Source organism: Marinobacter sp. NFXS11 (assembly GCF_040148675.1).
Classification (GTDB): domain Bacteria; phylum Pseudomonadota; class Gammaproteobacteria; order Pseudomonadales; family Oleiphilaceae; genus Marinobacter.
The window spans coordinates 1,115,411-1,129,998 of record NZ_JAGDDV010000002.1; the positions used below are offsets into that span (position 1 = coordinate 1,115,411).

General features: G+C 61.4%; 9 protein-coding genes. 7 read left to right on the plus strand and 2 right to left on the minus strand.

What is annotated here, in order from left to right:
- Positions 1-33 precede the first annotated feature (33 nt).
- Positions 34-1,101 (plus strand): efflux RND transporter periplasmic adaptor subunit, encoded by a 1,068-nt coding sequence (locus tag J3362_RS14110; RefSeq protein ID WP_349520483.1) that lies wholly within the window; start codon positions 34-36, stop codon positions 1,099-1,101.
- The gene (locus J3362_RS14115) at positions 1,098-4,328 is read left to right on the plus strand and encodes an efflux RND transporter permease subunit (protein WP_349520485.1); all 3,231 of its coding nucleotides are present in this window, start codon (positions 1,098-1,100) and stop codon (positions 4,326-4,328) included. Before J3362_RS14110 ends, J3362_RS14115 begins: the two co-directional genes overlap by 4 nt.
- Positions 4,329-4,348: 20 nt before the next feature.
- Here the strand turns inward: J3362_RS14115 and J3362_RS14120 are convergent, their stop codons facing one another.
- A complete protein-coding gene (locus J3362_RS14120) occupies positions 4,349-5,404 on the minus strand; it encodes a GGDEF domain-containing protein (protein ID WP_014579116.1) in 1,056 nt (351 codons plus the stop codon).
- Between the two features lie 119 nt (positions 5,405-5,523).
- Positions 5,524-5,973, minus strand: a complete 450-nt coding sequence (locus J3362_RS14125; RefSeq protein ID WP_014579117.1) for a potassium channel family protein — start codon at positions 5,971-5,973, stop codon at positions 5,524-5,526.
- 153 nt (positions 5,974-6,126) lie between these two features.
- On the opposite strand from J3362_RS14125, the gene J3362_RS14130 reads away from it, so the two are divergent.
- The 5 genes from J3362_RS14130 to J3362_RS14150 are packed head-to-tail and all read left to right on the plus strand — an operon-like array spanning position 6,127 to position 14,571.
- Positions 6,127-7,365, plus strand: a complete 1,239-nt coding sequence (locus J3362_RS14130; RefSeq protein WP_349520488.1) for an efflux RND transporter periplasmic adaptor subunit — start codon at positions 6,127-6,129, stop codon at positions 7,363-7,365.
- Positions 7,362-10,523 (plus strand): efflux RND transporter permease subunit, encoded by a 3,162-nt coding sequence (locus tag J3362_RS14135; RefSeq protein WP_062783187.1) that lies wholly within the window; start codon positions 7,362-7,364, stop codon positions 10,521-10,523. The genes J3362_RS14130 and J3362_RS14135 overlap by 4 nt, the downstream gene beginning before the upstream one ends.
- 10 nt (positions 10,524-10,533) lie before the next feature.
- Positions 10,534-11,217, plus strand: coding sequence for an ABC transporter ATP-binding protein (locus J3362_RS14140; RefSeq protein ID WP_349520490.1), 684 nt, complete (start codon positions 10,534-10,536; stop codon positions 11,215-11,217).
- Positions 11,218-11,224: 7 nt separating this feature from the next.
- Positions 11,225-13,495, plus strand: a complete 2,271-nt coding sequence (locus J3362_RS14145; RefSeq protein ID WP_349520492.1) for an FtsX-like permease family protein — start codon at positions 11,225-11,227, stop codon at positions 13,493-13,495.
- A complete protein-coding gene (locus J3362_RS14150) occupies positions 13,492-14,571 on the plus strand; it encodes a lipocalin-like domain-containing protein (protein WP_349520493.1) in 1,080 nt (359 codons plus the stop codon). Before J3362_RS14145 ends, J3362_RS14150 begins: the two co-directional genes overlap by 4 nt.
- Positions 14,572-14,588 lie beyond the last annotated feature (17 nt).

Below are 14,588 nucleotides of genomic sequence, written 5' to 3' on the forward strand. Positions count from 1 at the left end.
GTATTACCTAATAACCTGAATTGGAGGTGCGCAATGGGTCGGCTGGTCGCTGCAGGCGTGATGGTCTCCCTGGCGTTGCTGTCCGCGATGGCTCAGGCCCAAAGCAGTGAACGGGCGTTGATGTCAGAAGCGGTCGAACGCAGCATGTTGCAGGAGACAGTGCATCTTGACGGCGTCATCGAAGCGGTACAGCAAAGTACGGTGTCCGCCCAGACCAGCGGTACTGTCCGGAGTCTCCCCTTCGATGTTGATGATTCCGTGGCTGCCGGCGACCTGATTGTCCAGCTGGAAGACAGTGAACAGCGGTCCCGTCTGCGCCAGGCCGAGGCCGGGCTTGAGGAGGCCGAGGCGGCATTGGCGGATGCGGGGCAGCGCTTTGAGCGTATTGAAGCGGTACACGAGCGTGGCCTTGTGTCCCGGCAGGAATTCGACCAGGCCCGCAACAACCTTGCCGCTGCCAGGGCCCGGGTCGAACGCGCCCGGGCTTCGGTTTCCGAGGCGCAGGAGCAACTCTCCTATACCCATGTGCTGGCACCCTACGGTGGCATTCTTACCGAACGGCATGTCGAAGTCGGAGAAGCGGTCAACCCCGGCCAGCCGCTGCTCAGCGGCTTGTCCCTGGAGCAGCTCCGGGTTGTGGTGGATCTTCCCCAGAAGTACGCCGAACTGGCCCGCATGGAGCGTCAGGCCCAGGTCACCCTGGCTGATGGCCGGGTGCTGGAAACCGGTGAGATGACCTTCTACCCCTATGCCGATCCGCAAACTCACACCTTCCGTCTGCGGATGCGGCTGAGTGAGCCCAATGGCTCGCTGTTTCCCGGCATGCTGGTGAAGGTCAGTGTGCCGGTTGCCAGCCGCGAGACCCTGTGGGTCCCGTTCAGCAGCCTGATTCAACGCAGCGAGCTCCGGGCGGTATTTGTGCTCGATGATCAGGATCAGCCCAGGCTGAGGCAGGTTCGCACCGGGGTGCGGGACAATGGCCGGCTGGAGATTCTTGCGGGCCTGAGCGAGGGCGAGCGGGTAGTCACAAACCCGTCTGTCCTGGTGGGCAGCGAGCGCCTGAATCCGCTTGAAAGAACGGGCGAGGAGTCGAGCCCGTGAGCCGTGATTTGCCGCCAGTTGGCCCCTCCGGCGCCATTGCCCGAGTCTTCCAGGACAACCACCTGACACCGTTGCTGGCCATTCTGGCGATCATTCTTGGCGTGCTGGCTGTGGTGGTCACACCCAAAGAGGAAGAACCCCAGATTGACGTCACCATGGCCGATATCATCGTGGCGTTTCCGGGCGCCAGCACCCGGGAGGTGGAAAGCGCGATCGCCACGCCGGCAGAACAGGTGATGAGCGAGATCAAGGGCGTCGAGCATGTCTATTCCGTGTCCCGCCAGGGCCAGGCGGTGATCACGGTGCAGTTCGAGGTGGGCATCCCGCGGCAGGAAGCCCTGGTCAGGCTCTACAATCAGGTGTATTCCAACCAGGACTGGTTGCCGCCCAACCTGGGCGCTGCCCAGCCGGTGGTCAAGCCCAAGGGCATTGATGATGTCCCGGTGATGACACTCACTCTCTATGATCCGGTCAACGGGCATACGGGGGAGGAACTGACTCGCCTGGCGCACATGCTGGAAGTCGCCCTGAAACGGGTCCCCGGCACCCGGGATGTCTATACCACCGGCGGGATCCCGGATCGGGTCGATATCCGGTTCGATCCGGCGTTGCTGGCGGGGTTCAACCTCACCATCGATGACATCCGGAACGCCCTGATGGCGGCCAACACCAGCAGCCAGGAGGCACGGATTGCCCGGGACAACCTGTCGATACCGGTCCAGGCCGGAACGCTGCTGGAAACCGTGGAGGATGTCCGGCGCCTTGTTGTGGGCATGCACAATGGCTCCGCGGTGTACCTGGAGGACGTGGCGCAGGTCCGCCGGGGAGGCACCGTGGCGGACCAGAGTGTAATGACCGGATTCGGGCCGGCCCGGGAAGCCGGCGTGGCTGGCCAGCCCGGCGAGGTTTATCCGGCAGTTACCCTGGCCATCGCCAAGAAGCCGGGCGAGAACGCCATCAATATCACCACGGCCATTGAAGAGCGTCTGGACCAGCTGCGCAACCGGGCCCTGCCGGAATCGGTGGAAGTGCTGGTCACCCGGGACTATGGCGTAACCGCCTCCCAGAAAGCCCGCAAACTGATTACCGATCTGATCTCCGCCACTTTGTGTGTTGTGCTGCTGGTGCTGGCGGCCATGGGCTGGCGCCAGGCCCTGATTGTCGGCATCGCGGTTCTGATTACCCTGCTGCTGACCCTGGTGTTCTCCTGGGCCTGGGGATTTACCCTGAACCGGGTGTCCCTGTTCGCGCTGATATTCTCCATCGGCATCCTGGTGGACGACGGCATCGTCATCACCGAGAACATCAATCGCCGGATCCAGAACTCCCGTCGTGCGGTCAAGGACATCATCCCGGTGGCCGTGGATGAAGTGGGCACGCCTACCATCATGGCCAGTCTCACCATCATGGCGGCGCTGATTCCGATGGCGTTTGTCAGTGGTCTGATGGGCCCCTACATGAGCCCGATTCCGATCAATGCCTCCGCGGGTATGGTGCTGTCCCAGATTGTCGCCTTCGTGGTGGCCCCCTGGCTGGCCTTCAGGCTTCTCAAACACAAGAAGGGGGAGCAGGCTGCTGAAGCCGAGGAGGCGTCCAGCTCTGCGGATGGCGTCAGCCCGTTATCCCTGCGAATTTTCCGGACCCTGCTCGGGCCATTTCTGGGTGATCATCCCTGGCGGCGCCGTTTGCTGGCACTGGGGGTGGTGGGTCTTACCCTCGTGGCTTCGTCATTGCCGGTGTTCCAGGCGGTGATCCTGAAGATGCTTCCCTTCGACAACAAGTCGGAACTGCAGGTTGTGGTCGACATGCCCGAGCGCACGCCCATGGAACAGACCCAGCGGGTGGTGCTGGATATGGGCAGCTACCTGGAAACGGTGGACGAAGTAACCAACTGGCAAACCTACGCCGGCACCGCCTCACCCATCAATTTCAATGGCCTTGTTCGTCAGTATTACCTGCGTGGCGATCCCTACCACGGGGATATACAGATCAATCTCATGGATGAGGAGAGTCGGGACCGGTCGTCCCATACGATTGCACAATCCCTCCGGGACCCATTGACCGAAATCGGTGACCGGTACGGAGCCAGCGTGAAAATCGTCGAGGTGCCGCCCGGGCCGCCGGTGCTGTCACCCGTGGTGGCCGAGATCTATGCGGTGGATGAAACCCGCCGGGCAGAGCTGGCCCGGCAAGTGGCCGAAGGCATGACCAGCGTCGATGGCCTGGTGGATATCGACACCACCCTGGAGGCACCCACACGGCAGTGGGAAGTGGTGGTGGATCGGGACCGTGCGGCACGGCTCGGTGTTTCCCAGGCCCAGGTGGTCGGTGCCCTTCAGACCGCCCTGGGGGGAACCGGGGTCAGCTTCCTGCATGATGATCATGCCAAATACCCTGTTCCGATACGGGTGATTCTGGGTGAAGGCGACAAGGCCCAGCCATCGGTGCTGTTATCGCTGAAGGTGCGGAGCCGCAGCGGTGCACTGGTTCCTCTGGCAAGCATTGCGGACGTACGCGAAGCCGACTGGATGGGGGCGATCTACCACAAGGATCTGCTACCGGTAACCTACGTGACAGCAGACATGGCGGGGGAGATCGATTCGCCGGTGTACGGCATGTTTGCCATGGTCGAGCGCCTGAACCAGCAAGCGGGGGCGCCAGAGCAGTATTTCATCGACCAGCCCCCATTGCCGGAAAAGGGCACGCTCAAATGGGACGGCGAATGGCAGATCACCTACGAAACCTTCCGGGACATGGGCGCGGCTTACAGCGTGGGTGTGTTCATGATCTTCGTTCTGCTGGTGGCGCAGTTCCGTTCCTATATTCTGCCGCTGGTGATCATGGCGCCCATCCCGCTGACCCTGATCGGCATAATGCCCGGCCATGCGCTGCTGGGGCGCGAGTTCACGGCCACCAGCATGATTGGCATGATTGCCCTGGCCGGGATCATCGTGCGCAACTCGATCCTGCTGGTGGTGTTTATCCGGCAGCTGATTGAGGAGGGCGTCGAGCTTGATGAAGCGGTGGTCCTGGCGGGCGCGGTGCGCATCAAACCCATCGCGTTGACGGCGATCTCGGCGATGGTGGGTGCTTACTTTATTCTGAACGATCCGATTTTTAATGGCCTGGCGATATCGCTGGTATTTGGCCTGGCCATGTCCACCTTGTTGACCGTTCTGGTGGTGCCATTGCTTTATTACACACTGGCGCGTTGCAAGTGGGTGTAAGTGGGTGTGAGCTAAATTGATTACGCCTGGCAGGGAACCAGGGCGCTGTCGGAGCTGATGATCCGGTTACGTCCGGAATCCTTGGCGTGATAGAGGTACTGGTCGGCCCGGCCGATCAGGCTGCGCAGATCGCCACCGTCCGGACCAAACTGGGCAATGCCGCCGCTGATAGTCAGGCCAATGGATTGATCCTGATAGGGCACGGGGTGAGATTCAATCGCACCCCGGATCTTGTCTGCCACTCGATGAGCCTGGTCTGCGGTGGTGTTGGTGAGCAGAATGGCGAACTCTTCGCCACCCAGCCGGGTGGCCAGATCGGTTGCTCTGAGCGAAGCCCGCAGGGTGCTGGCGACATGCCTGAGCGCCAGGTCTCCGGCCTCGTGACCATGCTGATCATTAACCTGTTTGAAATGGTCCAGATCCAGTACCAGCACGGATAGTGGGGTTCCGTTACGGAGGCTGCGTTTGCGCTCCTGTTCAAACACATCGCTGAGGCGCGCCCGGTTGGCGAGGCCGGTCAGTGCGTCAGTTTGGGCCATTTTAAGCAGGCGTGATTCGGATTGCTCCCGAGTGATCTCGTAAATGTGAGAGAACGCGAGGATGGTCAGTGACATCAGCCCCATATTGGCAATTGGAAGGGGCTGTATCATGTCCGGAGCATCCTGGTATTTGAAAAAGAAGATCACGGCTGCCGTGCCCATGAACACGGCAGATACCAGCAGGCCCAGGCGCCGGCCCATCAGAAGGTGGGAAAGGATGGGAATCAACAGGACCCAGGCGAAGACCGTGGTGGTTGCCCGGGGTGATGTGAGTGCGAACATCATGGTGATGCAGAACGGCAGGATAAAGGCGAGAATCCAGCGTTCCAGGTGTCTCGTGTTGCCAATGGCCCAGAGGATGAAAACCGAGTAGCAGGCCATGCCAAGCTCGGCAAAGGCCAGGGGGTAATTCTCTCTCTGGACGTTGAGGGTAAAAAACAGCAGGCCGCTGATGGCGGTAAAGATCAGCAGCGTCTTCAGTACCGCTTTGCGGTAAGGACGGGCAAGGTGCTTCTGTGATTCCCTGTAGCTTTCCATGGGTCTGGTCTGAATGTCCGGCGCTCTGGGGCGATATGTACAAAGACAGTGCACATGCCGCAAGATCCGGGTATTAGATCAGAATCCATGCAAAGTAACCGTCGATCTTAGACTAAAGTCTAGCGGGTGGGCCAGTAACGCTGCATTTCCACGAACAGGAAGGAGGCGCTCCAGGTGATCAGAACCAGCCCGGAAAGCGCTTCTATGCCGGTGAGGAAACGCAGTATGCCGAAGGGTTCGACATCCCCGTAGCCGACGGTGGTAAATGTGGTGAAGGAGAAGTAGACGCAGTCCAGGATGCTGCCGCTGAAATTGCCGCCAAGTTCGCCCCAGCCCTCGGCGTGGTGCATCAGATAAAAAGCACCGGCAAAGATCCAGACTTGCAGGGTGTGTGCGGCGAGAACGCCGAATACGGCGGCAATCAACCGGAACCGATGGCTCTGCCGCATTTTCGACAGGAGTCCACTCAAATTAATCAGTACTTCGTGGTGGATCAGGACCACGACGGCAACGATCAACCCGTTGATCAGCGTTGCGTTCAGGAGATTGACATGATGTTCTACTGCCAAGACAGATACTCTCCGTTGCCATGAATGGAGGATACACCGCGTAAAATTGACGCAGGACCCAGGCTTGTCCGATCCGAAAACGAGCCTTGATTGTATAGTAGTCTGAACCTAACAGCCCGACGGGCTTTTTTTACCTTAGCTGGCCAGCAAGTAATGTCCAAACGACTCATTCCCGTATTGATTCTCGCCGTCGGTATCGCCGGTTTCATGATTCTCAAGATGACACGCCCGGAGCCTGCAGAGGTCAGTGCCACCGAGCGGAGTTGGCGTGTTCAGGTTCAGCAGATTGAGCCGGGTACCCACACGCCGGTTTTGCCCCTTTACGGAGAGGTTCTTGCGCCTGAGCAACTGACGGTAACCGCCACCCTGGCGGGTCGTATCGGTGCCAGACCGGTAACGGAGGGGCAGCGTGTCAGTGAGGGAGAGCTTCTGGTGGCTCTGGATGAGGCCGATATCCAACCCGCCCTGGCTCAGGCCGAGGCTCAGGTAAACGATCTGAAAGCCCAGATCCGATCGGAGCAGGTGCGCTATCGGAATGACCAGGCAGCGCTGGCCAGCGAGCAGGCGATTCTCGAGAACGCCCGCCGACAGCTGGAGCGCACCCGATCGCTGGTGAGCCGGAACCTGGCCTCACGCGAAGCGCTGGAGGCGGCTACCGATGCTGCCGCACGAGCCGAGCTGACAGTGAATACCCGGCAGCGCGCGATTGAAGAGCACCCGGCTCGGCTGCAGAGCCTCGAAGCAAAATTGGCCCAGGCCGAGGCAAACCTGCTCAGCACGCGGCGGGATGCCGAACGAGCCCGTATGGTTGCGCCTTTCGACGGCATGGTAACCGATATCCGGGTTGCTGAGGGAGATCAGGTAAGCCGAAACGAACCGCTGCTGTCGCTCTACCCCGTGGATGGTCTTGAGCTCAGGGCCCGGGTCCCGGAGATGTTCCGTGGCGAGCTGCTGGATGCGCTGGCCCGCGGGGAAACCCTGACGGCCACCAGCGAGGGGGATCAGCACCGGTTCCGGCTCACCCGCTTCGCCGGCACCAGCGATGCCTCCGGTACTGAAGCCATTCTTGAACTTGAGGGCGAGGCGGGTGGAATACGGCCGGGAGGCCTGTTGCCAGTGACCCTGGAGCGGGCCGCCCGCAGCAATACCGTGTCGATTCCGTTCAGCGCCCTCTACGGCGCCGACAGCGTCTATCTGATGTCCTCAGATGGCCGGATGGAGCGCGCCCGGATCGAGCGCATTGGCGAAGCCCGGGGGAGCAATGGCGAGCGTCGCCTTCTGGTGTCTGGCGAAGCCCTGGTGTCTGGCGCGCAACTGATCACCACACACCTGCCCAATGCGGTGACCGGCCTCAAGGTGGATGTCGCGGATTCCGGAGCTTCGGCACAATGAGGCGGAAAAAGGGCGTCATCGGTTTTTTTGTTCACCATCGGGTCGCTGCCAACCTGGTGATGCTGGTTATGTTGCTGGGTGGCGTACTGGCACTCACCCGCATGAATATCCAGTTTTTCCCGACTTTTGCCCTGGACGTGGTCAGTGTCCGCGTGGTCTGGAGTGGGGCCTCCGCCGAGGACGTCGAGCAGGGCATCACCAACCCCCTTGAGCAGCGTCTGCGAAGCGTCGATGGTCTGAAGAAAATGACCTCCACCTCGGCCCAGAGTGTCTCGTCCATCACGCTTGAGTTCGAGGAGGGCACCAACCCGATCCAGGCCTTGGATGACGTGCGCCAGCAGGTGGATGAGTTCACCAACTTCCCGGCCGAGGCGGAGGAGCCCCAGGTCACCCGCATTGAACGTTATGAACCGGTGGCCCGGTTGCTGGTGTACGGGGAGGTCGATCGCAGTGAGTTGCGGCAGATGGCGTACCGGTTTGAAGATGAACTGCTGCAGCGCGGCATTGACCGGGTGTCGATCCGGGGCCTGCCGGAACAGCAGATCAGCATTGATGTACCGGTGGAGCGACTCGAGACACTGGGGCTTTCACTGGAACAGATAGCCGAACGGGTTGCGGCCATTTCCCGCGACCTGCCCGCCGGCATGATGGCGCAGCAGGATGCCACCCGGGAACTGCGGGCGGTGGAGCAACGCCGAAGCCCTCAGGAGTTTGAGAACATTCCGGTGCTCAGTGGTGAGCGGGTTCAACTCCATCTTGGCGATGTCGCCATCATTCGTCAGGAAGCCCGTGAGAGCCAGGTAACGCTGGAAAAGGACGGCAAGCCGGCGGTTGAGCTGCAGTTGCAGCGATCGGAAAACGGCAATTCGCTGGAAGCGGCCAAAGTCCTGGAAAACTGGCTGACGGATACTCGACCGGTGCTGCCGCCAACGGTGGAGCTGGAGGTGTACGACGAGACCTGGCAACTGCTGGATGATCGTATTTCCCTGCTGGTGAAAAACGGTCTGGGCGGTCTTGTGCTGGTGATCTGTCTGTTGTACCTGTTTCTGCCGGGTCGGGTGGCCCTGTGGGTGGCCGTCGGGATACCCACTGCCTTTCTGGCGGCCATGGCAGTGCTCTGGCTGATCGGTGGTTCTATCAACATGATTTCCCTGTTTGCCCTGATCATGGCTCTGGGGGTAATCGTCGACGATGCCATTGTGGTGGGCGAGGATGCCGATGCCCATGCCCGAATGGGGGAGGAATCCATTTATGCCTCTGAAGGTGCGGCCAAGCGCATGGTCTGGCCGGTACTGGCCTCATCGTTAACCACCGTTGCGGCCTTCATGCCCCTTTTGGTGGTGGGCGGAGTCATCGGCAATATCCTGGGTGATATCCCACTAGTGATGATCTGTGTTCTGGTCGCCTCGCTGCTTGAGTGTTTTATCGTGCTGCCCGCGCACCTGCGCCATGCCTTTGTACCCCGTCGCAAGAAAAAATCTCAGGCGTCGGAGCCGAAAAAGCCGGGCCCGATTGAACGTTTCCGGCAGGGCTTTGAACAGCGGTTCGACCGGTTCCGGGAAGGCCGGTTCCGGCGCTTCTCCCGATACAGTCTTCAGCATCGGGGCGCCACGGTCGCCAGTGCCCTGGCCCTGGCCATCGTGACCATCGGCCTGTTGGCCGGCGGTCGGCTGGGTTTCAACTTCTTCCCGACCCCGGAGCCCTCGGTTTTCTATGCCAACGCAAGCTTCGTGGCCGGGACGGATCGCGGCACGGTGGATGATTTCCTGACCCAGATGCAGACGACGCTCAATGAGACTGAAGAAGCCCTGGGTGGCGATTTCATCCTTCACGCCGTAACGACACGGGGTGCAACCCAGGGCGCGGAGGGCAGCTCCCGAAGTGGTGACGAACTGGGCTCGATGATGATCGAACTGGTGCCTTCCGACCGTCGCTCCGTCCGCAACCCGGAATTCATCACCGAGTGGCGCAGCCGGCTGGAGACCCCCGCCGGGCTGGACAACCTGACGATTTCCGAGCGCCAGGCCGGGCCACCGGGGCGGGATGTGAACGTGCGGCTGACCGGTGAGAACGCCGAACGCCTCAAGCAGGCCGCCGACGAACTGGGCCAGGCGCTGTCAACGCTGCCAGGTGTGCTTGATGTGGAAGACGACATGCCCTGGGGCAGGGAACAGCTGATTTATCAGGTCAGTGCCTATGGTGAGGCATTGGGGCTGACCACGTCGGACCTGGGTCGCCAGCTCCGGGCGGCCTTTGATGGTCGTATTGCCCAGATCTACCAGGATGGCCGGGATGAGGTGGAAGTTCGTGTTCAGCTGCCACAGGATCAGCGCGAGCGGCTTTCGACCCTGTCGCGCATCACAATCCGGGTTCCGGACGGTCGTTTTGTGCCTCTTACCCAGGTCATGAATCTGGATCACCGACAGGGTTTCCAGGCCCTGCGACATGCCGAAGGGCGACTGGCCGTTGAGGTGACGTCCGGACTGAACACCCGGGTCAGCACCACCGACCAGATCCTCACCAGCCTGGAGGCGGAGGCCCTTCCCGACATCGCCAGTCGTTATAACGTGCGTTACAGCTTCGAGGGCCGGGCGGCCGACCAGCGGGAAACCCTGGGTGATATGCAAACCGGCCTGGTTATCGGACTGGCGCTTATGTACGTGGTGCTGGCCTGGGTGTTTGCGTCCTGGAGCCTGCCGCTGATTGTCATGGCCATCATTCCCTTTGCCCTGGTGGGCGCACTGCTAGGCCACTGGCTGATGGGGCTGCAACTGACCATTCTCTCCCTGTTTGGCCTGTTCGGTCTGTCCGGGATTGTGGTCAATAATGCGATCATCCTCGTAGCCTTCTATAACCAGCAGCGGAAAAAAGGGCTGGACATCACGGATGCGCTCAACGAAGCGGCGGTACAGCGGGTTCGGGCAGTGATGTTGACATCGCTGACAACGATCGGTGGTCTTCTGCCCCTGTTGTTCGAGACGTCCCTGCAGGCCCAGTTCCTGATTCCCATGGCCACGTCCATCGCGTTTGGTCTGGGGCTTTCGACCCTTCTGGTGTTGCTGGTGGTTCCTGCCTTGCTTTCTTGGCTGGAGCAATTTCGGGAATGGCGCGCACGGCGGCATGGCGAGATGGCAGAGCCGATCGGGGCGCCCGAGTGACAGGACAAGCATGGTGGATTCTTTGCTATCGGCCCGAGGCCTGAACAAGCAGTTTCGCAGCGGCGATGAGCCGGTGCCGGTGCTTACCGATTTCTCGTTGCAACTCGGTGCGGGTGAATCGCTGGCGCTGACAGGTCGCTCGGGGTCCGGCAAAAGCACCCTGTTGAACATCCTGTGCGGCCTGGAAAAGCCCGATTCAGGAACTGTTCAGGTGCTCGGACAAACATTTGAAGCCCGGGCAACGGAGGCTGCAAGCAAGACTGACGCGCGCTGGGGCAGTCTACGCCGACAGCAGATCGGTGTGGTGTTCCAGGAAGCCAATCTGATGCCTGCCCTGTCGCTGCTGGACAATGTGCGTTTTCGGGCCCGGCTTGCGGGTCAATCCGAGGACGATTGCCGGGACTGGCTGGAGCGACTGGGCATTGGCGAGCTTGCCGACCGCTTTCCGGATCAGGTGTCCGGCGGGCAGCGCCAGCGTGCCTCGCTTGCCATGGTCTTTGCCATGAAGCCGTCCCTGATTCTTGCCGATGAGCCGACCGGCAGTCTTGACCGGCATACCGCTGAGGCCGTGATCGGGCAGCTTTTCGAGCTGCAGGCCCGTCACGGTTGCGGACTGATCCTCGCCACCCACGATCCCGAACTGGCTACCCGCTGCAGCCAGCACCTGGATCTGGGCCATCTGCCGCAAACCTGAGCCCGCGATGACTCTCCTGGCCGCCCTGTTCAGCCACTACCGTCGCCATCCTCTCCAGCTGCTGGCCCTGGCCACCATGATTGTGCTTGCCACTATGCTCTGGACCGGCGTCCACCATCTCACCAGCCAGGCCCGGGCCAGTCTCGACCAGAGCGAGTCGGCGGTGGCCGAGCGCCAGCAGGTGGCTCGCACAGATGGTAGTCCCGTAACTGTGGACGACTTCGTGGAGCTGCGTCGAGCCGGGCTTTGTGTCATGCCCTGGCTGGAGGTTTCCGAGCCGGAAGGCGGTCGAGTCGTGGGTGTCGACCCTCTGGCAGCGGGCTGCTTCCAGGCCCCCGGTGGGCAGGAGTCGCCCTGGGACGGGGAGCTGGATGGCCGGCCTTTTGTGGATATCAGTGAAGCGGCGGAGCTGGCCCGTGAGCAGGGCAGCGAATTTTCGCTGCTGGTATCTGATGACCACAGCAAGGCCGATCTACCACCCGGCTATCAGCTGGTGCCGTTCAGCGTTGGCCCGGCTACCGGTGAACTGGGTGACAGTTTCCTGTTGAATCTGGATGCCCTCGGGGTCCTGGTTCTCCTCATTACCGCTTTGCTGGTGCGAAGTGTTTACCTGCTCGGCCTGGCCCAACGGCGCGACAGCTTTGCCCTGTTGCATCGGTTTGGCGTTCCCCAGGGCCGGGTGAACCGCCTGCTGGTTGTCGAGATCCTCTTGCTGGCTGCGGTTTGTGTCCTGCCCGGAATCTGGCTTGGCCGCTGGTTGGCGGCTGGTCTGGGCAGCGGCTTCGGGCAGGCGCTTGAGGGGCTCTTCGATCAGCCGTTATACGCAGGCCAGGGCGGGAGCTGGCTGGTGCCGCTTGTCACCATGATGGCCGTGATTCTGGTTGCTTGTCTGGCGGATTTCCTCCGGCCAATTTTCCGGGGGCTTTTGGGAGGCAACCGCCGATACGGCGGCCTGGTGTTGTTGGTTCTGATCGCAGGCCTCGCCTTGACGGTGTGGGTCACCGATCTGCTCTGGCTTTTCATTGCCGTGGCCATGGTATTCGTGGCGGCGGGAATTCTCGCGCCCAGGCTGATTGCCTCGCTTGCAGACTGGCGGTCCGGCCACGACAGGGATCTGCAGGCACGCTGGCGCCATCGAGAGCTTGCCGTGCTGGCTCGTCGCCTGGCCTTGCCATTGGTAGCCCTGCAGTTCGCCATGGCGATGGTCCTTGCGGTGCAGGCACTGGTGACCACCTTTGAGAGCACCTTTGACCGATGGCTGTCGCAGAGACTGGAAGCGGACTATTACGTCGAAGTCCCGGAATCAGCAGATGCTGCCCTGGCACTCGACTGGCTCGCTGAACAGCCGGGGCTCTCTGTTTCCGGGCTGTGGCACCGGGTCATTCGTGGCCGGGCAACCCTGCCGGGCGGCGAGGATGAGGAAGAAACCAGGGTAGACGTCTTTGCCATCGGTCCCGTTGGCCCACTGGTGACCGGTTGGGAGTTGTTTGAATCAGCGCCGCAGCCCTGGCAGCGACTGCAACAGGGCCAGGGCGTGATGGTGAATGAACAGCTGGCGCGCCGGCAGGATATAGCGGTCGGCCAGACATTGACGGTACTTTTCGGAAGCCAGTCCTTCGAACTTCCGGTACTGGCCATTTACCCGGACTACGGCCGTCCAGCCGGCGAGATCCTGATTCATCCGTCGGTTCTTCCAGCGGAGTTCGAAACCGGCTTCCAGAGCCTGTCAGTTTCGCCGGGCAATCTCTCCATTGAGGTAGTGACCGATGGATTAAGAGGGGTATGGCAGGTCGAGGCGTTGACGGTCCGGGACAACCGGGCGATTGAAGAGCTCGCCTCTGCCATTTTCGACCAGACCTTTCTGCTGACCCGGGCCATGACCACCCTGACCCTGATACTGGCGGCTATCGCCCTTCTGATGATGGGCTGGGTCTTTTTCTCGACCCGTGCCTGGTATTTCCGGCTGCTTGTGGTGTGGGGGCTGTCACGAAGGCAGGCGTCGACTCAACTGGTCCGGTTGTCAGTGTCGTTGACCGGTGCCATTGCCCTGCTGGCCCTGCCATTGGGTGTTTGGCTGACCTGGGTGCTGGTGCATCGGATCAATCCCATTGCGTTTGGCTGGTCCCTGCCCATGGCCGTCTATCCGGGGTTCTGGCTGGAGCTTGGTGTGCTCAGCCTGCTGATCGGTCTCAGCATCGCCTTCCTGATGAGCCGTCAGTTGAAATCGCCCACGGTCGCACCTGTAAACGCCAATGCACTGGCGGGAGGTGAGCGATGAGACGCTGGATCTTCCTCTGGTTCGCCGTGGTTCTGGCCGGCTGTTCGGAGCCACAGCAAGAGTCAGGCTTTGCCGGACTGGCCGGCATCGCGGATAACGAATCCGGTGTGCCCTTCCTGCAGCCCGGGCCGGGAGGACGTCTGTCGTTTCCCGAGGATTATGGCCCCCACCCGCAGCACAGGATCGAATGGTGGTACCTGACCGCCAATTTGAAGACGGACGATGGCGAGCCCCTTGGCCTGCAATGGACGCAGTTCCGCCAGGCAATCAAGCCGAGGCCGGCAGACGCTGAGCCCCCGGACGCAAATAACTGGCCCCTGGAAGCGGCCTGGATGGCCCACGCGGCAGTAAGCTTTGATACTCGGCACTACTTCGCAGAGAAGCTGGCCCGGGGAGACGTTGGCCACGCCGGAGCCAGGGCGGAGCCGATTGCCGTGTGGCTGGACGACTGGCAGCTTGAGGCTGAACCCGCGCATGGTTCATGGCGGTTGCAGGTCGCGGCGGATGGCTGGTCCTACGATTTGACCCTGAGCATCACCGGAAAGCCGGTAGCTCACGGCGATCAGGGTTTCAGCGCCAAATCCGCCGATGGCGAGGGTTCCATGTATTTCAGTCTGGTGGACCTTCAGATCGACGGCAGGGTCACCCTGGGCGATCAGACGTTGGACGTCAGTGGGAAGGGTTGGTTTGACCGGGAGTGGAGCAGCCAGTTTCTGAAATCCGGCCAGCAGGGCTGGGACTGGTTTGCGCTGCACCTGGATTCGGGCGACAAACTGATGGCTTTCCAGCTAAGGGAAGAAGACGGTGGCTTTCGTGCCGGAACCTGGATTCCAGCTGATGGCGAGCCCATCGCTCTTGGTGCCGATCAGCTCAACCTGACGCCATTAACCCAGGGCGACGGTTATCCCCGTGCATGGCGTCTGGAAGTGCCAGACTTTGGCCTGAACCTGGAGGTGGCTGCGCCAGCGGGGGACTATCGAAACACCGGGCTCTACCCGTACTGGGAGAGCCCGGTGTCAGTATCCGGCAGCCATGGTGGCGTGGGCTACATGGAGCTGACCGGATACGGCGAGTGAACTGCACCGTGACCGGT